The organism is Mycobacterium sp. 141, assembly GCF_000382405.1.
In the GTDB taxonomy this organism is placed as follows: Bacteria; Actinomycetota; Actinomycetes; order Mycobacteriales; family Mycobacteriaceae; genus Mycobacterium.
The window spans coordinates 226410-245536 of sequence record NZ_KB908256.1; the positions used below are offsets into that span (position 1 = coordinate 226410).

The following is a 19127-nucleotide window of genomic DNA, read 5'->3' on the forward strand; positions in this document are numbered from 1 at the left end:
CCTTATCTGGGTAGGACGATCGGCATGTCAGGACCACCAATTTCGGGGCGCATGCTCGCGACGGGCACGCCTTCGGCGGCGGCGATATTCGAGGTCAGGCGGTCGATGTAAGGTTGCCAGGTGGCACCGGCAACCGCTGTATAGCCCACACGCTCGAGCGGTGCGGTGAGGCCCCTGGGGAATGAATCTATGGCACCAGGGCCGTGCGCGACTGCGCCTCGCACACCTAAATGGAGTTCACCACCAGACTCGTAGAACCGGAAGTGAATAGTCGAACCCTCACCGTCTACGTGACCGGGCAGGGTCTTGAATTCGATGTTTATCTCGCTAGCGCTCTTGTCGATCTGAGTGACCTCCACCGGAAACGGCAAGTTCGGTCCGTTGCTGCCCATACCCACCGAGAGCGGCAGTTTGTCGCCAACCTTCGGGAATTCTTTGGGCGCGCCGCCGATGGGAAAATTGCAATTGAAACAGCGATTGAGTTCTTTCCACACGTCGTCAATGCTGGCGATGGTGCCCGCGCTGGGCTTGCCTTCCTGGTCCAGCTTCCTGGTGCTGGTGAGGTCGAGATTGTATTCCCATGGCCTGTCAGTTGGGAGGGGAAACTGCGGCGACTGCGGCATGGTGTAGTCGACCAGCTGCACTGCGCCATCGCGCCCGTCGCCCTCGCCGTCGAACCGGATCCCGTCGAGTTCGCTGGCCTTGCCCTCAAGTCGTCGACCCACGAGGCTGTCGGTCTGGACGAGCTGTTCGGCACGCCAGAGAATGTCTTCGGCGTGCTCTTTAGCAGCACCGTTGCGGTCTCGAATGGTGGTGATGTCGTATCGGCGACCGTCGGTGACCGACAAGTTCTCGGCAACCTTGAAACCGTCGGCCTCGGCCTCGCTGATCGAGGTCAGCACATCACGCTTGGCAGCCTGGATGTCGTGGTGGCCGTCCTCGGCAACGCTGGCACCCTCGCGGAGGACATCACCCTGCCTGCCGACCACAGCCTGGTCTGCACTCACCCGGTCCAGCGCGGCGTCTTTGGCATCGCCCTCCCAGGTGGTGCCGCCGGGTGCCGCGACGTTCTGACGATGCTGGTCGAACGCCGCTTCGGACTTGGCGGCTGCTTGCCGCCACGCCTCGGCCGCTGTGGTGAGGTCGGAGGTGTCCCAGTTTTCGATCTTCGAGCGGGTTAACGAAACATCGGATCCGCCGGTAGCAGGGGTCACAGGCTTACCGTTGTTATGGCATTAGCGCCGGTGCCGGCTGCGGTGTCGTACCGGGCGCTGCTGACCGAAAGGTCGTCGGCCTGGCCGGACATCCGCCTTGCCTGGCGGCTACGCGCCGAAGTCAGTGCCGCATTCAGCGCGGCCACCCCGGCGCTGCTGGGCTGTGTGCACTGCCGCTGCTGCCACCCCCGTCAACCCGGCGACTACGTCGTCGCTGGCGACGGCGGCAACCCGCAAACCATCGGCATTGACGTTCAGATCGTTTGCCATGTCATCCCCCCAACAGGTCAACCTACGGCAGTAGGTTACCTGGCCACGTGGTCGGGAAGTGGCGGCAAGTTGGCGCCGGCAGGACGACCCGTTGGCACCCAAGCTGGGCAGGATCTTCGCTCGTCTTCGCGAAGCGCCGGAAGCTAGTTTTGCCAGTCGTTGGAGCCGTCGTGCCTGGAGTAGGTACCGCCACTGGAGTTCGTCACGATGATGGGATCACCGGCGCCGAAGTTGTCGAAGAACCATTTTGCGTTGGTAGGGCTGATGTTGATGCAGCCATGGCTCACGTCGCGCTTGCCCTGGTCGGCCACCGACCAGGGAGCGCTGTGTACGAAGTCGCCGCTGTCGTCGAATCGGACGGCGAGCTCGACTGTGGTCTTGTATCCGTACGGTGAGTTGACCGGAACGCCGTAGGTAGAGGAATCCATCACCACGGAGGGCATCTTCTCTTGGACGTAGTAGGTGCCGTTCGGCGTTTGGTGGCCGCCGGCCGTCATGCCCATGGACATCGGGATGGTCTTCTCCACGGCCCCGTTGCGGGTGACGGTCAGTTGGTGCGTGGCGTCGTCGGCCGTGGCTACCAAGCTGTCTCCGGTCTGGAAGCTGGACACTGTGCCACCTGCGTTGATGGTCACCGCGGTGTGCGCGGGCCAGAAGTTCAGTGGCCGCCAGCGCAACTGCGTGGGCGTCATCCAGTAGAACTTGCCGGCAACCGGCGGGACCGAAGAGACGTGGACGGCATTTTCGGCTGCGCCAGCGTTATCGACGAGCCCCGGGAAGTTGATGATGATGGGCTGCGCCACACCGACCGTCGTGCCGTTGACGGGGGAAATCGTCGGCGGTCCGAATGGCGCCGTGCCGATGAACGGCGTCGGGTCCTGCCCCGCACCGGGGCCCGCGACGACCCCCGGATCGCCGGGAACCGGATCCGCCCACGCGGTGCCGGTACCCAGCACCAGCGCCCCGACCAATATCGAAGCCATTCCGGCTGTCTTCAGAGCGGCGAAGAGCCTCCCTCTCATCCTGCTCGACATATGCTCCTCCAGCCACTTCACGGAAACAGACTCGTAGCGCTGCGCTGCGCGACCCGGTCTCAAGCACCGCAGAGCGCCTGTGTGGCACGGAAACCGGTACCTCTCAGACACAGCGTAATCGGCTCACCCGACGACAGCGCCGAGTACCGCCTACCCAGCTGGCGCGAAGAACTCCAAAGCAATGCCGTCGGGATCGCGGAAGCTCAGGCCCGAGCCGTACGGTGCGTCGACGACGCCGCCGTGTTCGATGCCCAATTCGTTGAGTTTGGTGACCCAGGCTTCTAGGTCTGACCGTGTGGCGCAACCGAAGCCGACGTGGTCCAGCCCGACCTTGAACTCGCTGAACTCGTCGGCGGTGGCCGGCTGGTCGTGCTGGTGGATGCCGAAGAGGGTGCCGCCTTCGAGCAGCCACACCAGGTGGTGGAAGCCGGCGTCGGTGCGTTCGTCGAGCACTGGGTCGGCGCCGATCAGGGCGCGGTACCAGGGCCCGCTGACGGCGAGGTCTCGGACGGTCACAGCGACGTGGTTGAGTGCAGGAAATGCCATGCGTGCGTCATACCACACGGCGGCCCCGGCGGGCCCGGGAACGCATGTCCCACAGGTACAGCCGGTAGATGAAGACCCATAGGTCGCGGGGGATGATCCGGTCGGCGACGCGCAGGCCGGTCAGCAGCAGCTCGAACCGGCGCTGCTGCCCGGGCGTCCAAGGCAGCTGCATGTGGTCCCGGAACGTCGTGGGAAGAAACCCCGTGGTGGCGAACAGGTTGAAGCGGCCGGCCAGCAGCCGCAGCGGCGCGGGCAGGAACGCCATTGCGGCGACCCCTTGCAGGTGCTCCCGCACCGGCGGGTCGATGCGCAGACCGTCCAGCGACTGTTTCCAGTACTCGTCGAAGACCTGTCGGTCGGCGGGCCACATGCCCTCGCGGACCTGCAGGGTGGTGGCGAGTGTGCGGGCGTCAGCATAGACCGCGTCGGCCGACGCATCATCGAGCGGTCCGTGCAGGAATTCGTGCATGTCGACGTAGTACCGGTACAGGCAGGCCGCCACCCACAACTGCAGCTTGGGGTCGAAAGCGTTGTAGGGCAACGGGCTTGATGCATTCGAGCGCACCAGAGCATGCACCTTGTTGACCTCCGCGCGGATCAGCGCCCGATCGGCGTCAGTGCCCAGGGTTGCCGCAGCCAGGTACGTACCCGTGGTGCGGGCCCGCTTGAACGGGTGCTTGTATACGTTGCCGCTGTCCACGGGACTTTCCACCACGCCGTACCCGACTCCTGGAACCGACAGTTGCATGATGACATTGGCTGCGGGCAGCAGTACCGCGGCGGGGTTGAGCAGATCGACCACCCTGCGCGGTTGTCGTGGGGGACCCAGCCTCATGAATTCGAGTAGACCACTTGTGAGACGCTGCCGACATGTTTGTGCCGACGTGTCACGGCCGGGCTGCCGGTATCGCCGCCGGGTATCTCGCCGATCTGCTGCTGGGTGATCCGCGGCGCGGCCATCCGGTCGCCGGGTTCGGTACTGTCGCCGCGCGGTTGGAGCGCCTGACCTACACCGACAGTCGTTCGGCCGGACTGCGGCATACCGTGCTGCTGCTGAGCGGCCTGTGGCTGCTGGGCATGCTGGCGGGCCGCCGAGGCGGGCCGGCCGTGACGGCCGCCGCGACGTTAATCGCGTTGGGTGGCACGTCGTTGAACCGGGCGGGCGCCCAGATGGCGAGCCTGCTGACCGCCGACGATATCTCCGGTGCACGGGAACTGCTGCCGTCGTTATGTGGGCGCGACCCGGCGGCACTGGACGCGTCGGGCATCGCTCGCGCGACCGTGGAATCGCTCGCGGAGAACACTTCCGACGCGCAGGTGGCGCCGTTGCTGTGGGCCGCCGTGGGCGGGGTGCCCGCCGTGTTGGTGTACCGCGGCGCCAATACGCTCGACGCTATGATCGGACACCGGTCCCCGCGCTACGAACGGTTCGGTTGGGCCGCAGCACGATTCGACGATCTGCTCAATTACCTTCCGGCCCGGGTGACGGGGATTCTGGCCGCGTTGTGCGCGCCCGTGGTGGGCGGGTCTCCGGTAGCTGCGCTGCGTGCATGGCGCAACGACGCCGCGCGTCATCCCAGCCCGAACGCCGGGGTGGCGGAGGCCTCGTTCGCGGGGGCGCTGGGGGTGCGCCTGGGTGGTCCGACGCAGTACGCCCACCGGTTGGAGATCCGGCCCACGCTGGGTGACGGGCGGATTCCCGAGGTCGCCGATCTGGACCGGGCGGTGCGGCTCTCGCGCGCCGTCCAAGCTGCTTCCGCGTTGGTCGCAGTGGTGGTGGCGATTGCGCGATCGAAGGCGCTCAGCGCCGCTTGCCGTACCGGTCGGCGAGCTTCTCCTCGGTGGTCAGGGGAGTCTCAGGGGTCGGCGGGCGCGAGGCGCGTTCGGCGCGCCGCTGCTTGATTTCGGCAAATATGAAGTAGCCCAAGCCGATCGGGGCGACGATGCCGAACGCGATCCACTGGATGCCGTACGACAGGAACGGCCCGGCGTCGAGGTGGGGCAGCGGAATAACGCCGAGGCCGCCGGGCTGGTCCTCGACCAGTTGCAGATATGAGCCGGCCAGTGGCACGCCGGTGACGGCGGCGACCTGTGAAGTGCTGATCGAATAGACCTGCTCGGCGCCATCGGCACGGAATGGCTCCTTGCCGCTGATCACCGGTTCAGAGTCCCGCAGCCGGGCGGTGATGGTCACCGGGTTGCGGGGTGCATCCGGGATCGGTGGCACCGAGGTGCCCTGCTGAGGACGGACATAGCCGCGGTCGACGAGTACGGTGGGCCCGCCGTCGACGGCGAACGGCGTCAGCACCTCGTAAGCGGGATCCCCGTCGACGACCCGCAGCCGGGCCAGGACCTGTGCCTCGGGCAGATAGTGGCCGGTGGCGGTGACCCGCTTCCACTGCGCGTCGGGGGCGCTCGAATCCTGTTGCGGCAGAATGCCTGTCACCGGTACCGGATCGGCTTTCAGAGAGGCCGAGATCTGGTTGTTCTCCCGCGAGGTTCTGGTGTTCTTGCCCAGCTGCCACGGCGCCAGCACGGTGAAGCACAGGTAGGCGAACGCCATCACCACGACGAACAGCGCCAGCCACTGCGGCCGGAGCAGGAACCCCAGTCTTCGCATCAGCGTGGGCTTTCCCGCTCGGCCAGAGTGGCGTCGACCCAGTCGTGCAGGCCGGGCAGCGCTGCCTCGATCACGGCCAGGACATCCTCGAAGTCGGCCTGGCTGCCGTAGTAGGGGTCATCGACATCCGGGGTGCGGGTTGCCGAGCGCGGATCGAACGACCGCAGCATTCGCAACCGGCCGCCGTCGACCCCCAGCTCCGTCAGGATCCGGGCGTGGTCGCGGCCCAAGGCGATCACCAGGTCGGCACCCAGGTGGTCGGCGTCGACCTGCGCGGCACGGTGGTCGCTCGGGTATCCGTGGTCCCGTAGCACCAGGCAGGCGCGGCGGTCGGCGCCGTCGCCCACATGCCAGCCGCCGGTGCCGCCGCTGGTCACCCGGACCCGGTCGGCCAGGCCGCGTTGGCCGATCTGGTGGGCGAACATCTTCTCGGCCATCGGCGACCGGCAGATGTTGCCCGTGCACACGAACGTGACATGCAGGACGTGCTGATCCCCGGGTCGCTGCGCTCCTGCCCGCCGCTCAGACACCGAGCACCTCGCGCAGCGCCTCGATGGTCTCGACATGGGCGTGCGCGGCCAGCGCGGCGGGGCCGGCGAAGTCGTCGCGCCCGTAACCCCACGCGACCACCACGGTGTCGATGCCGTGTTCAGCCGCGCCTTCGACATCGTGAACGCGGTCGCCGACCATGAGCACGCGCTGCGGCAGCGGCTGCAATTGAGCCAGCGCGTGGGCCACCACGTCGGCCTTCGCAGCGCGGGTGCCGTCCGGGCTGGCCCCGGCGATCACCTCGAAGTACCCGTCGAGACCGAAGTGCTCGAGGATCTGCCGCGCGGTCGGCTCGGCCTTCGAGGTGGCCACCGCCAGCCGGATCCCGGCTTTCTGCAGATCGACGAGCAGCGGCTCGATACCGTCGAACAGCCGGTTCATAGCCCAGCCGCGGCTCGTGTAGTCGGCGCGGTAGGCGGCGATCGCGGCGTCGGCATCGTCACCCAGACCCATTCCGCCCAGCGTGTAATGCATGGGCGCGCCGACGACGAGGCTGGCGAGGTCACCCTCGGGGACGGGAGCGCCGATCTGGGCCAGCGCGTGGCGGAAGCTGGACACGACTCCGTCGGCAGAATCGGTCAGGGTGCCGTCGAGGTCGAACAGCACCAGCTGGGGGCGCGTAGCGGCCGACGTGTTAGTTGCAGGACCAGTCACACACCCATTCTCCCCGATGCCCGAGACAGTGGCCCGACCACTACTGTCGTGCTGTGGCAAGTCCAACCCGCGCGGCCGCTCGCTACCACGGTGACCAGGCCGCCTTGCCCGGGCAGCTGGACTTCGCGGTCAACGTGCGTGCCGGGGCGCCACCGGACTGGCTGACCGCGCGGTTGGCGGCCCGGCTGGCTGATCTGGGCTGCTATCCCAGCGTGGCCGACGAACGGCGCGCGGTGTCCGCGGTCGCGGCCCGGCACGGCCGTCGTGAATCCGACGTTGCGCTGCTCGCAGGCGGTGCTGAGGGCATTGCGCTGCTGGCGGAGCTGCGGCCGCGGCTGGCCGCCCTGGTCGCGCCGTCGTTCACCGAACCGGAGGCCGTCCTGACCGCCGCCGGGGTGCCTGTTCACCACGTGGTGCTGTCGGCACCGTTCACGTTGGATGGCGCCGTCGTTCCGGACGAGGCCGACCTCGTGGTGGTGGGCAACCCGACCAATCCGACCGGGGTGTTGCACTCCCGTGAGGACATCCTCGCGCTGCGGCGGCCCGGGCGCCTGGTGGTGGTCGATGAGGCGTTCGCCGATGCCGTCCCCGGCGAGCCGGAGTCGCTGGCCGGCGACGCGCTGCCCGACGTGCTGGTGCTGCGGAGCCTGACCAAGACGTGGGCGCTCGCCGGACTTCGGGTCGGGTACGCACTCGGCGCGCCCGGGGTGCTGGCCCGCCTCACCGCCCGGCGTGCCCACTGGCCGCTGGGCACCCTGCAACTGGAGGCGATCGCTGCGACCAGCGCACCGGCGGCGATCGCCGAAGCCGAAGCGGGAGCCCGCAAGCTGGCTGCGTTGCGCACCGAGATGACCGCCGCGCTGCGTGCCCTGGGCCTCGACGTGGTCGCCGGGGCGGCCCCGTTCGTGCTCTTCGCCGTGCCGGATGCGGAGCTGATGCGAAAGCATCTGGAAAGCAAAGGTATTGCCGTGCGGCGCTGCGATACGTTCGTTGGCCTACCGGGTCACTACCTGCGGGCTGCGGTTCGGGCGGAGTGGCCGGTATTGGTGGACGCGGTGACGGAGGTGTTGAGATGAGCACGCGGTTGCCCGGCGTCAGACTGGCTGATGTCATCACGGTGCTGGACGCCGCGTATCCACCGGGGTTGGCGCAGGACTGGGATTCCGTTGGCTTGGTGTGCGGTGACCCCGACGAGACAGTCGAATCGGTGACCATCGCGGTCGACGCCACGGCCGCCGTTGTGTCTGAGGTGCCTGAGCGTGGCCTGCTGCTGGCCCACCATCCACTGCTGCTGCGTGGGGTGGACACGGTCGCCGCAAACACCGCCAAAGGTGCGCTGCTGCACCACCTGATCCGTACCGGCCGCGCCTTGTTCACCGCGCACACCAACGCCGATTCGGCCTCACCCGGGGTGTCCGACGCGCTGGCCGAAGCGCTCGGGCTGCGGGTGGAAGGCGTACTTGAACCTGTGGCGGCCGGCCCGAACCTGGACAAGTGGGTCGTGTTCGTCCCGGCATCTGACGCCGCTGCGGTGCGTGCAGCGCTGTTCACCGCGGGCGCTGGGCGTATCGGTGACTATTCGCAGTGCAGCTGGAGTGTTGCCGGGACCGGACAATTCCTGCCACACGACGGCGCTGATCCGGCGATCGGTCAGGTCGGAACCGTCGAGCAGGTCGTCGAAGACCGGGTCGAGGTGATCGCGCCGTCACGGCTACGGGCCGGCATCCTGGCCGCAATGCGCGCTGCACACCCGTACGAGGAACCCGCCTTCGACATCATTGCGCTGGCACCCGTTCCGAGTGATGTCGGGCTGGGTCGGATTGGCACACTGCCGAACCCGGAGTCGTTGTCGGCGTTCGTATCCCGGGTGCATGCGGCCCTGCCCGCAACCTCGTGGGGCGTGCGGGCGTCAGGCGATTCGGCGGTCATGGTGTCGCGGGTCGCGGTCTGTGGGGGAGCGGGGGATTCCCTGCTCGGTGTGGTCGACGCGGCGGGGGTCCAGGCCTATGTCACCGCAGACCTGCGCCATCACCCCGCCGATGAGCACCGCAGGGCCTCAGAGGTGGCCCTGGTCGATGTCGCACACTGGGCCAGCGAGTTTCCGTGGTGCTCCCAGGCGGCAGAGGTGCTGCGGGGGCACTTCGGTGATGCGCTGCCGGTGCGGGTCTGCAGTGTGCGTACCGATCCGTGGAATATCGAGAGTCGAGCGTAGGGAGTCAAGAACATGAAAGCTGCAGTATCCCAACAGCGTTCGCTTCTGGAGCTGACCGAGGTGGATGCCGAGCTGGGTCGCATCGCCCATCGCGCCAAGAATCTGGCCGAGCAGAACCGGCTCCAAGAGGCGCAGGCCGAGCACAGTGCTGCCAATGACCGGCTGGCCGCACTGGGGATTGCGCTGGAGGATCTGGGCACCCAGGTGGCCAAGTTCGAAACCGAGATCGACTCGGTACGTCAGCGCGAAGACCGCGACCGTGCGCTGCTCGACAGTGGAGCGGTTGCGGCCAAGCAGGTCACCGAGGTTCAGCACGAGTTGGAGACCTTGCAGCGCCGGCAGACCAGCCTGGAGGATTCCCTGCTGGAAATCATGGAGCGCCGCGAAGAGTTGCTCTCCCAGCAGTCCGATCAGCTGGCCCGGATCGACGAACTGCAGATCAAGCTGTCCGAGGCCCAAAATACGCGCGACGGCGTCATGGTGGAACTCGATCAGACGCGCGAGGTGTGTCAGGCCCGGCGGGCGGCGCTGGTGGAGGTGATCGACGCCGAACTCGTCGGGCTCTATGAGCGACAGCGGGCCGGTGGTGGTGCCGGCGCCGGGGCGCTGCAGGGCCGAAGGTGTGGGGCGTGCCGAATCGAGATCGACCGAGGCGAGATCGCCCGTATCACTGCGGCAGCCGATGACGATGTGCTGCGCTGCCCCGAGTGTGGCGCGATCCTGTTGCGGGTCAAACCGTGAAAGTCTTTGTGGAGGCCGACGGGGGAGCGCGGGGCAATCCCGGGCCGGCCGGCTACGGGGCGGTGGTGTTCACCGCCGATCATGCCTCGATACTGGCCGAGCGCAACGAGTTCATCGGCGTTGCCACCAACAATGTCGCGGAGTACCGCGGTCTGATCGCGGGCCTGGAGGCCGCCGCTGCCGCAGGGGCCGACGAGGTCGCAGTGTCCATGGACTCCAAGCTGGTGGTCGAGCAGATGTCGGGCCGCTGGCGTGTCAAACATCCGGATCTGGCTGTGCTGCAACGGGAAGCAGCAGCGCTGGCGGCGCATTTCGACCAGGTGAGTTACACCTGGATTCCGCGGGCGAGTAACGCTTACGCCGACCGGCTGGCGAACGAGGCGATGGATGCCGGTACCGGGAGGCCGACTGCCGCCGAGAAGCCCGTTGCGGCAGGGGGATCCGCGGACAAGCCCGCCCCTCCGGGTTGGACCGGCGCCACAGGAGCGCCGACGCGGCTGCTGTTGCTGCGGCACGGAGAGACCGGATTGTCCGTCGGGCGGCGGTATTCCGGACGGGGTAACCCGGCACTGACCGAGCTCGGTCACCGCCAGGCCGACGCGGCGGCCCGCTACCTCGGTTCGCAGGGCGGGATTTCCGCAGTAGTGACCTCGCCGCTGCAACGGGCCTACGACACCGCTGCGACCACCGCCAAGGCGCTCGGCCTCGACGTCACCGTCGACGACGATCTCATCGAGACCGATTTCGGCGCCTGGGAGGGACTGACGTTCGCCGAAGCGGCGCAACGAGACCCGGAAATACACCGGCGGTGGCTGCGTGACACCAGCGTGGAGCCGCCCGGTGGGGAGAGTTTTGACGCGGTCGCCGACCGGGTGCGTCGGGCACGCGATCGGATCATCGCCGAGCATGGCGCGACCACGGTGTTGGTGGTGTCGCATGTGACACCGATCAAGACCGTGCTGCGGCTCGCGCTCGACGCCGGCGAGGGCATCCTCTACCGGTTACACCTCGATCTGGCGTCGTTGTCGATCGCCGAGTTCTACGATGACGGTGCGTCGTCGGTACGGCTGGTGAACCAAACCGCCTACCTGTAGCGATCTCTAGCGTGCAGGTGCCGGTTGGTGAGCAGGGCGCTCCCTGTCCGTCGAAGGTACGAAGTTTGCTGTCAACGATGGCTAACTGCTCAGTTGGCCGACCGCAATCCCGTGTCGTGGTGATAGAAACAACGGCTAGAGCTAGATGGCGGACTATCGCAAGGCGGGAAGGTGCGAAAGATGAGACATGGGACCGCGAATGTAGCGGGCGCGGGAATGGCCCTGGCGATTGCGATTGTCGGGTGTTTGGCGTGGGCACCGACGGCGAATGCTGACGAGGTCAGCTGCGGTGAGCTGGCCTACCCCAACTCGCGGAAGACGGGCACTTTGATGATCGACGCGGGTGGTCCAAGTTGTGACCAGGCCCGGGCCGTCCTGAACGACCACTTCGCTCAGGTGCTGGGCGGCGACAGCATTCCGCGGCTGCCAGCGTCATCACCGCTCAGGCGCTACCACTGCGACACTGATTTCACGATGGCCGGTGGTATGCGCGGCACCACGATGTGCAAGTACATCGTCGGTGAAGGAAACGACGCCGATCAGGCCATGGAGATAGTGGTACTTCCGTTGTAATGCGTTGTCAATCAACAATTTTCGTGAATAAGGAGAAGTATGAAGCTCATCGCTTGTGGGCCTGGACTTGTCTCAGTGATGGTCTCTGCGACCATGATCGCGATGCCGGGGTCGGCTGCCGCCGCTCCAGAGCCTTGCGAGGTGAACCTAGGTGCGCCGTCGGTGATTGCTGCAATCAAGCAATTGCCACCGTACCCGGGGACCGACTGGATGTGGGATGCCGACCCTCGCTACATCGCGGGAAATTACAACGAGTGTGCACCGCTGTCGACGGCTCTCGTATCCGTCGAAAGAGCCACCGGCAGCTCGCCGGTAACTGCACTGATATTTCATAACGGATCGTATGTGGGTACTGCTACCGCGGTGGCACGTGGCTACACGTCGTTCAATGCGTCGCAAACCACCGACGACACCGTCGTTCTCGATTACCGACACGGACAGAGCTGTGGGGCCTGCCAGGACGGCGTGGTCACAAGCGTGCGATACCGGTGGGACGGGGACCACGTCACGATGCTCGATCCACTGCCGCAATAGCAGCAACGGCATTCGTTTTGATGGCACGTTATTCAGGAGCGGCTAGCTACTTCGACCTCGGTGTGACGTCATCCGTTTGAACTGGACCAGAATGTAGCCCGAAGCAGCGCTAGTCAGACCGAGCAGAATGACGAGACCCTGCAGCGTTTCGCCCCACTGAAGCGAACAGAGTCGCCGCATGGCCGTACGAAGCACCGTCCACGCATAATCACGTTCCGTGTCGATGATGGACTCAGACTCCAGCCTGTTCCTCATCGCCGCTTTGCCGCTCCCCTCGGTGAAGCAGCGAGAGACAAAAAACCTGAACGTGGCGCGCGACGGCGGGACGACGTGATTGATAGTAGCTGCGGGGACGTACATCCAATGACCTTGGGTAGCGGCTGCCATACGTATACAGAGATCAGTGTCTTCCGGTTGAGGTAGTGTCCCGCGTTTCCCGAAGTCGACACTGAACCCGCCCACCTTGCGGAAGCTTTCGGTTCGCACTGCCATATTGCCCGACCAAACATTTCGAACCGGCGCCGTCACGGTCGGCAAGCCTTCATACGACCCCCCGACCGCCCACTCGAACTCGGGTGGAAACCATATGGGCATCTGGGTGGGCCACATCGGTCGGTATTTTCCGCCAGTGCCGACCACGTCGGGTTCGTCGAACGGCCTGGTGAGTTCCTCCAGCCAAGTCGGATCGGCCGTCTCATCGTCATCCAGGAATGCGGTGTATTCCGTTTCCACCACTTCGACTCCGCGGTTGCGCGTGGCCGATGCGCCTCTGTGGTTTCGGTTGGTAACGACAGTCACCCAGTCGAATTGCTCTTGCAAGAGAGAGGCCAGCGCATCGTTGTTGTCGACGGCCACGATCACCGCTTGAGGTTTGAGATGTTGATGACGAAGCGATTCCAGTGCGGCCCTGATATTTTCGAGGCGCTCCTCGGTGTGGACCGCCATCACGACAGAAATGCTCATATCGTCGATGCTCGATTTTTCCGCATTATTTGCGTTCGGCTCAGTCATCGTCATATCACATTTTCCAACATTGTCATGGATTTAGCATTCGATAGACACAAACATAATCAATAAGTATCTGGGTCGGTAACGTTGCTCAGAGAACGACTCAACAACTCCATAATGTCGATTTCAACCGACTGCGGGAAAGTCGATCTGAGCAATAGTTGAAGCTTTGAGCTGGGAGAATGTCGATGGCCAAGTTACCAGTGCCGCCAAGGATTATATTATCGCCAGCGCTGCAAATACTCCAGTTCCTTGTTGCCCCAGCCATATCCTCCAACATCGAGCTGTCATACGCTTGCATTCGGCCGGGACCTGCCGCGCCACTGAACTCGTCGTCGACGAACGTAATGCAGGGTCGCTGGTGTGTCAATGGCTACGTGGGGCTACGTGGACGTCCCCGTTCTCGGTCGGGTCTGTCCGATTTTCGGTGGTAGCGGCGTTTTCCTATCGCCGGCAAAGTCGCGACTACATGGTCGAACCCCGCTGACAAACAAACCCAGATATTTCACCGAAATACCGCTAGGCGTGCAGGTGGAGTTGCTCGCCGTGCGGGCCGAAGATCGTGATGGCCTCGACCGGGCCGTCGACCACCCCGAACCAATGCGGCGTCCAGGTGGAAAACTCCACTGCTTCACCGGGTTTGACGGTGAAATCCTGCTGGCCGAGGATGAGCCGAAGCTGCCCGGACAGCACGTACATCCAGTCGCGGCCCTCGTGAACGGGAAACTCGGCGGGTGGCTTTTTACGCCGGGGGCTGATCCGGATCTTGAAGGCGTGCAGTCCGCCGGCTGGGCCGTGCCGGGTCAGTGGCCAGTAGGTGATGTCGTGGTGGGTGTGTGAGCTGCCTTTGACGCGTGGGTCTTCCGTCTCGGGAGCACGCAGCAGATCGTCGGTGGTGACCGACAGTGCTGTCGCCAACCGGGGCAGATGGTCCAGGGCCAACCGACGCTTGCCGGATTCCAGCCGGCTCAGCGTCGACACGTCGATCTGAGCCCGCGTGGCAACATCCTCCAGCGTCATCCTCTGCTCACGGCGCAGTTCGCGGAGCCGGCGCCGGACCAGCGCATCGACGTCACCCTCGGCGGGGTTTGCCTGCATGGCAAATTAGCTTGGCAGGTCTACCGGTGTTAGGCAAGCTCTGGGTATGGAGGATTCCTGGGATTGTGTCATTGTCGGCGGCGGTGCCGCCGGGTTGAGTGCCGCGCTGGTGCTGGGCCGGGCTCGCAGGCGCACACTGCTGGTCGACGCCGGAGCGCAAAGTAATTCAGCGGCGCACGGGGTCGGGGGATTGCTCGGCCACGACGGGCGGCCACCCGCCGAGCTGTACGCCGCGGGCCGCTCCGAGCTCGCGTCGTATCCGACGGTCCGGGTGCTGGACGGGGAGGTCGCGACGGTACGCCGCATCGACGGGGTGTTCGACGTGCGGCTCAACGCGGGTCAGACCGAGTCGGCACGGCGCGTGCTGCTGGCCACCGGAATGGACTACCAGGTTCGGGAGTTGCCCGGCATGGCTGAACTCTGGGGCCGTTCGGTGTTCCACTGCCCGTTCTGTCACGGCTGGGAGGTCGCCGATCAGCCGCTGGGGGTGCTGGCCCGTGGGGAACGCGCAATTCACCTCGCGCTGCTGTTGCGGAACTGGAGCCAGGACATCGTGGTGTTGACCGATGGCCCAGCCGAATTCGACGAGGACGAGCTGCGCCGGTTCGCCGTTGCCGGCGTGCGGATCGACGAGCGCGCCGTGGTCGAACTGGAAAGCGGTGACGGTGAACTCGCCGCGATCCGGTTCGCCGACGGGCACGCGTTGCCGCGTCGCGGCCTGTTGGTGGCTGCGACGCTTCGGCAGCGCTCGGCGCTGGCCGCACAACTCGGGGTGGAAACTGCGACCGGCCGGGTCGCCGTCGACGCCGTCGTGGTCGACGCGCTCGGACGGACGTCGGTCCCCGGGGTTTTCGCCGCAGGCGATCTCACCGGCCAGATGCCCCAGGTAGCCGCGGCGATCGCGGCAGGTTCGGCGACCGCCGCAGCGGTGGTGCAGAGTTTGGCTGCCGACGAATTCGGGCTGCCTTTTCCTGATTGGAGTCAACATGTCAACGCCTGAGACGCAACAGTTCTGGGAAGACCACTACGGAGCCAAGGAGCGGATCTGGAGTGGCCGGGTCAACCAGCAGTTGGCAGCCATCGTCGCCGACCTATCGCCAGGGCGCGCGCTCGATCTGGGTTGTGGCGAAGGGGGTGACGCCATGTGGCTGGCCGGACACGGCTGGCAGGTGGTGGGTGTCGACATCTCGCCGACCGCACTGGAACGGGCGTCCGTCGACGCCGCGGAACGTGGGGTGGCAGAACGGATTTCGTTCGAACGCCACGACTTGTCCGAATCGCTTCCGGCCGGCCCGTTCGACCTTGTGTCGGCGAGCTTTCTGCAGTCCCCGCTGCCATGGGACCGCGCCCGGCTGCTGCGCCGTGCGGCCGAAGTGGTCGGCCACGGTGGCCGGCTGGTCATCGTCGATCACGGTGCCGCACCCCCGTGGGCACCCGCGCATGTGCATGAATTTCCGTTCCCCACCGCAGCCGAGGTTGTCGACGAGTTGGATCTTCCCGCCGGCCAATGGCAGCGGCTCCGGGTGGACGCGGTCGAACGGGAGGCCACCGGGCCTGACGGGCGGCACGGCACGCTCGTGGACAATGTGATCGTGCTGCAGCGCATGAGCTGAGCCTGTTGTCGGGGGTTGCGAGTAGTATCGCTCGTATGTTCGATATCGCTGAGTTGGCGCAGGTCAGCCTGGATGCTGACGAGGCGGCGCTGCATCGGCGGATCGAGGAACTAGAGCGGGCGAAGTCAGCGGCGGCTGCCGGACAGGCTCGGTGTGCGGCGCTGTTGGACGAGAAGCGTCGCGCCGACGAGGCGGCCGCAGGAGTGCCCAGGGCCAAACGGGGTCGCGGGGTGGCTTCGGAGATCGCGCTGGCTCGCCACGATTCGCCGACGTGCGGCAGTCGACATCTCGGGTTCGCCAAGGCACTGGTCTACGAGATGCCGCACACCCTGGCAGCGTTGGAGTGCGGTGTGCTCTCGGAGTGGCGGGCCACGTTGATCGTGCGGGAGTCGGCATGCCTGACCGTGGAGGACCGGCGCGCATTGGACGCCGAGATGTGTGGCGATGTCACCAAGCTCGAAGGTATGGGGGACAAGCGGATTGAGGCGCAGGCCAAGACGATTGCCTATCGTCTGGATCCGCAGGCCATCGTCGACCGGGCAGCGAAGGCGGCGGAAGATCGAACAGTCACGATCCGGCCGGCGCCCGACGCCATGACGGTCGTGCGGGTGCTGCTACCGGTGGCACAGGGCGTCGGTGTGTATGCAGCGTTGAAGCGTGCCGCGGACTCCACTTTCGACGACCGAACCCGCGGCCAGGTAATGGCGGATACGGTGGTGGACCGCGTGACCGGTCACCCCGCTCAAACGGCCGAACCAGTCGCAGTCAATCTGATCATTTCCGATCAAACGCTGCTCGGTGACGACGACAGTCCGGCCGTGGTCGAAGGATACGGTCCCGTGCCTGCGGCAGTGGCCCGTTCCCTTGTGAGCGATGCGGTAGCCGACGAGCGGTCGCGGGCGACGCTGCGGCGGCTCTACCGGCATCCGAAGTCCGGTGCGTTGGTGGCGATGGAGTCACGGTCGCGGTTGTTCCCCAAGAGCCTGGCGAAATTCATCGGGTTGCGGGACCAGACCTGCCGAACCCCGTACTGCGATGCGCCGATCCGGCACCGCGACCACGCACAACCCCACGCCGACGGCGGCCCGACCAGTGCCCTCAACGGTCTCGGTGAGTGTGAACGGTGCAATTACGTCAAGGAATCACCGGGATGGAACGTGACCACCGATGACGAAAATGGTGTTCACGCAGCTGAATTCGTGACTCCCACCGGGGCGCGCTACCGCTCGACCGCGCCGCCGCCACCGGGGCCTGTCGAAGTGTACGAAAGCGTGACCGAACTGCAGGTCGCGATTGAGTTCGCGCGGTGCGCACCGGCGGCCTAGTCTCGCTGACGGTCCAGGTGCGCACGCCGGCGAGACCTTTCAACCACTGCGGATGACGGGCCGGTGGTACCCGCGGCATGGGCTTGAGGGTACGGTGATCGGCGCGAACGAGTTGGCCAGGCGGCCGCGGCACCTTCGGGTGTCGAGGAAAGTCCGGACTTCACAGAGCAGGGTGATTGCTAACGGCAATCCGAGGTGACTCGCGGGAAAGTGCCACAGAAAACAGACCGCCAGAAATGGTAAGGGTGAAACGGTGCGGTAAGAGCGCACCAGCACCCCGGGTGACCGGGGTGGCTAGGCAAACCCCACCCGAAGCAAGGCCAAGAAGGCCGCAACCTGGTTGCGGCCGCGCAGGCGTTTGAGGGTTGCTCGCCCGAGCCTGCGGGTAGGCCGCTTGAGGCACCCGGCGACGGTGTGTCCAGATGGATGGCCGCCGCCTCACCGGGCTAGCCCCGGTGAGGAACAGAATCCGGCTTACCGGCCAACTCGTTCGCCCACTAGTGACGCTTGTGGACCGCCTTATCGAGGCGCTTGAGTGCGTCGTCGAGCTGTGCGCGCGACTGCTGCGCGAGATCGTCCTCCAGCTGGTACAGCAGACCGTAGGTGAACGTGTCCTCACCGGCGGTGTGCGCCGCCTCGGCCTGGGCGCTCAGGTGGGTGCGGCTGACGACGCTGTCTTGGTGGTCGCCGAGCAGGGTCTGGATGACCTTGGCGCACTCGGAGACCTTGGTGTCCCCAGTGGCCGCCGCGGTGTAGCGAAGCCGCTTGGCGCCCTTGCGGATCCGGTGCAGTGCCTCGTTGTGGTCGTCGTGTTCAGGGTCGCCGGCCACGGCAGCTGCCTTGGCTGCCTTGCGGACTCGCTTGTAAGCCGAGTCGATGGTCAACGGCGCCCGGTCTTCGCCCGCTTCGGTCGGGGGCTCGGCGCCCACGAGCTCCTCCAGCGCGTCGAGCAGACGGAAGTAACGCTGGGAACGCATTGCAAGCAGTGCGCGTTTCCACCCTGCGGCGTAACGCCGGTTGGCGCCGTCCACCAGCCGCTGCCGCACCGGACCGCGCACGAGTTCCGCGGGCAGCGCGTCGAGCGAGCGCTGATAGCGCTCGGCGAGCACCTCGGCGTCACGGGCCACGCCCAGTACGGCGGCGAGCGTGCGCAGCTCGTCGAGGACCCAGCCGTCGTCGGCCAGCGGAAACGAATCCTTGGACTCCTGCAGCAGGCTGCGGATCTTGCGCGTCGTCACCCGCATCTGGTGCACCGAGTCATAGGCGTCGGCACGCACCGCGCGGTCCCACACCAGCAGCTGGTCGATCTGCTCGGCGATCGCACGGTGGATCGGATCGGCCGGCACGGCAGGCACCTCGGCGGCCTCGCCCGCCGAGTCCAGCACCCGGGCCAGCTTGGAGCCGTGCCCGGCGGGCTTGGCGCCGGCGTCGAACAAGCGATGTGCCAACCGATCCAGCAGATCGGGTTCCGGCTGCTGCGTGAGCAGTTCCAGCTCCCATTCCCGCCACTGCTGTTCGTCGCCGTCTCCGGCGGAGGCGGTCACCTGGTCGTCGCAGAACTCCGCCAACGCGGTGTCGTCCGGCCCGTAGAGGACGTCGATATTGCGCCGGTTGGTGATCCGAGCGACCGGGCTGAGCGGCCTCTCCCGGAGGATCGCCAGCACGATGTCGCGCAGCTCCTCGGGCACCGTGTCGTCGGAAGGACCGAGCGGGGAATGCACCTCGGTGCGGGCATCAGGGCCGGCGGGCAGTTTGAGATGCCAGCCCGCGTCGGTGCCGCCGGTCCTGCGGCGCAGCGTGATCCGGTGCGCGGCGAGGTCCCGGTTCGGAGTGTCGAAATATATGGCGTCGAGCAGCTGCTCGGGCACCCGCTCGACCCGCGCCACCACCGACAATCCGGCGAAGGAGGGTGCGACAGTGTGCTCGGTGACTTCGAATTTCCGCTCAACCTCGGTGTGCCGGGTCGGCTTTTTGGGGGCCATGTTCACCTTCCGCTGTGCACCGGAATCGGATGCCATAAGCCTGCCATACCGCCCCTGAGA

The 19127-nt window shown here is 66.1% G+C and carries 21 protein-coding genes and 1 other RNA gene; 11 read left to right on the top strand and 11 right to left on the bottom strand.

Going from position 1 to position 19127, the window contains the following annotated elements; genetic code table 11:
• Positions 1–2: 2 nt before the first annotated feature.
• From H276_RS0103820 to H276_RS0103840, 5 genes are all read right to left on the bottom strand, one after another.
• Complete coding sequence (locus H276_RS0103820; RefSeq protein WP_019969982.1) at positions 3–1214, bottom strand: hypothetical protein; 1212 nt, start codon at positions 1212–1214, stop codon at positions 3–5.
• A gap of 108 nt (positions 1215–1322) precedes the next feature.
• Positions 1323–1484: a hypothetical protein gene (locus tag H276_RS24490; RefSeq protein WP_019969983.1), complete on the bottom strand. Its 162-nt coding sequence runs from the start codon at positions 1482–1484 to the stop codon at positions 1323–1325.
• Between the two features lie 143 nt (positions 1485–1627).
• Complete coding sequence (locus H276_RS0103830) at positions 1628–2518, bottom strand: L,D-transpeptidase family protein (protein ID WP_026356557.1); 891 nt, start codon at positions 2516–2518, stop codon at positions 1628–1630.
• Positions 2519–2668: 150 nt separating this feature from the next.
• Positions 2669–3064 (bottom strand): VOC family protein, encoded by a 396-nt coding sequence (locus tag H276_RS0103835; RefSeq protein WP_019969985.1) that lies wholly within the window; start codon positions 3062–3064, stop codon positions 2669–2671.
• A gap of 7 nt (positions 3065–3071) precedes the next feature.
• A complete protein-coding gene (locus H276_RS0103840; protein WP_026356558.1) occupies positions 3072–3899 on the bottom strand; it encodes an oxygenase MpaB family protein in 828 nt (275 codons plus the stop codon).
• 35 nt (positions 3900–3934) lie between these two features.
• Between H276_RS0103840 and H276_RS22525 the strand changes: the two genes are divergently transcribed.
• Positions 3935–4966, top strand: a complete 1032-nt coding sequence (locus H276_RS22525) for a cobalamin biosynthesis protein (RefSeq protein ID WP_019969987.1) — start codon at positions 3935–3937, stop codon at positions 4964–4966.
• Here the strand turns inward: H276_RS22525 and H276_RS0103850 are convergent.
• From H276_RS0103850 to H276_RS0103860, 3 genes are read right to left on the bottom strand one after another with little or no spacing between them, the layout of a single operon-like run.
• Positions 4866–5684 carry an SURF1 family protein gene (locus H276_RS0103850; protein WP_019969988.1) on the bottom strand — a complete coding sequence of 273 codons (819 nt, stop codon included), beginning with the start codon at positions 5682–5684 and terminating at the stop codon, positions 4866–4868. The two genes, H276_RS22525 and H276_RS0103850, sit on opposite strands and share 101 nt — an antisense overlap.
• Positions 5684–6214 carry a low molecular weight protein-tyrosine-phosphatase gene (locus H276_RS0103855; protein WP_019969989.1) on the bottom strand — a complete coding sequence of 177 codons (531 nt, stop codon included), beginning with the start codon at positions 6212–6214 and terminating at the stop codon, positions 5684–5686. Before H276_RS0103855 ends, H276_RS0103850 begins: the two co-directional genes overlap by 1 nt.
• On the bottom strand, positions 6207–6839 hold the full coding sequence (locus H276_RS0103860; RefSeq protein ID WP_019969990.1) for an HAD-IA family hydrolase: 633 nt from the start codon (positions 6837–6839) through the stop codon (positions 6207–6209). The genes H276_RS0103855 and H276_RS0103860 overlap by 8 nt, the downstream gene beginning before the upstream one ends.
• A 101-nt stretch (positions 6840–6940) precedes the next feature.
• Between H276_RS0103860 and cobC the strand changes: the two genes are divergently transcribed.
• From cobC to H276_RS0103890, 6 genes are all read left to right on the top strand, one after another.
• On the top strand, positions 6941–7963 hold the full coding sequence (gene cobC, locus H276_RS0103865) for an Rv2231c family pyridoxal phosphate-dependent protein CobC (protein WP_019969991.1): 1023 nt from the start codon (positions 6941–6943) through the stop codon (positions 7961–7963).
• Entirely contained in the window at positions 7960–9099 is a 1140-nt protein-coding gene (locus tag H276_RS0103870) for a Nif3-like dinuclear metal center hexameric protein (RefSeq protein ID WP_019969992.1), read from the top strand. The genes cobC and H276_RS0103870 overlap by 4 nt, the downstream gene beginning before the upstream one ends.
• Positions 9100–9111: 12 nt before the next feature.
• Complete coding sequence (locus tag H276_RS0103875) at positions 9112–9840, top strand: zinc ribbon domain-containing protein (protein WP_019969993.1); 729 nt, start codon at positions 9112–9114, stop codon at positions 9838–9840.
• Positions 9837–10934, top strand: coding sequence for a bifunctional RNase H/acid phosphatase (locus H276_RS0103880; RefSeq protein WP_019969994.1), 1098 nt, complete (start codon positions 9837–9839; stop codon positions 10932–10934). Before H276_RS0103875 ends, H276_RS0103880 begins: the two co-directional genes overlap by 4 nt.
• A gap of 180 nt (positions 10935–11114) precedes the next feature.
• A complete protein-coding gene (locus tag H276_RS0103885) occupies positions 11115–11507 on the top strand; it encodes a hypothetical protein (protein ID WP_155942941.1) in 393 nt (130 codons plus the stop codon).
• 162 nt (positions 11508–11669) lie between these two features.
• A complete protein-coding gene (locus H276_RS0103890) occupies positions 11670–12041 on the top strand; it encodes an LppP/LprE family lipoprotein (protein ID WP_081625399.1) in 372 nt (123 codons plus the stop codon).
• A 42-nt stretch (positions 12042–12083) separates the two neighbouring features.
• On the opposite strand, the gene H276_RS22530 is transcribed toward H276_RS0103890, so the two are convergent.
• A complete protein-coding gene (locus tag H276_RS22530; protein ID WP_196807830.1) occupies positions 12084–13052 on the bottom strand; it encodes a glycosyltransferase family 2 protein in 969 nt (322 codons plus the stop codon).
• Positions 13053–13568: 516 nt separating this feature from the next.
• Positions 13569–14147: a helix-turn-helix domain-containing protein gene (locus H276_RS0103900; protein WP_019969998.1), complete on the bottom strand. Its 579-nt coding sequence runs from the start codon at positions 14145–14147 to the stop codon at positions 13569–13571.
• 46 nt (positions 14148–14193) lie between these two features.
• On the opposite strand from H276_RS0103900, the gene H276_RS0103905 reads away from it, so the two are divergent.
• From H276_RS0103905 to rnpB, 4 genes are all read left to right on the top strand, one after another.
• Complete coding sequence (locus H276_RS0103905) at positions 14194–15147, top strand: NAD(P)/FAD-dependent oxidoreductase (protein ID WP_019969999.1); 954 nt, start codon at positions 14194–14196, stop codon at positions 15145–15147.
• Positions 15134–15760 (top strand): bifunctional 2-polyprenyl-6-hydroxyphenol methylase/3-demethylubiquinol 3-O-methyltransferase UbiG, encoded by a 627-nt coding sequence (locus H276_RS0103910; RefSeq protein ID WP_019970000.1) that lies wholly within the window; start codon positions 15134–15136, stop codon positions 15758–15760. Before H276_RS0103905 ends, H276_RS0103910 begins: the two co-directional genes overlap by 14 nt.
• A gap of 35 nt (positions 15761–15795) precedes the next feature.
• Complete coding sequence (locus H276_RS0103915; protein WP_019970001.1) at positions 15796–17085, top strand: DUF222 domain-containing protein; 1290 nt, start codon at positions 15796–15798, stop codon at positions 17083–17085.
• Positions 17086–17193: 108 nt separating this feature from the next.
• Positions 17194–17578, top strand: an RNA gene (gene rnpB, locus H276_RS23580) — RNase P RNA component class A.
• Positions 17579–17582: 4 nt separating this feature from the next.
• Here rnpB and H276_RS0103920 read toward each other — a convergent pair.
• The gene (locus H276_RS0103920) at positions 17583–19067 is read right to left on the bottom strand and encodes a CYTH and CHAD domain-containing protein (protein WP_026356561.1); all 1485 of its coding nucleotides are present in this window, start codon (positions 19065–19067) and stop codon (positions 17583–17585) included.
• Positions 19068–19127 lie beyond the last annotated feature (60 nt).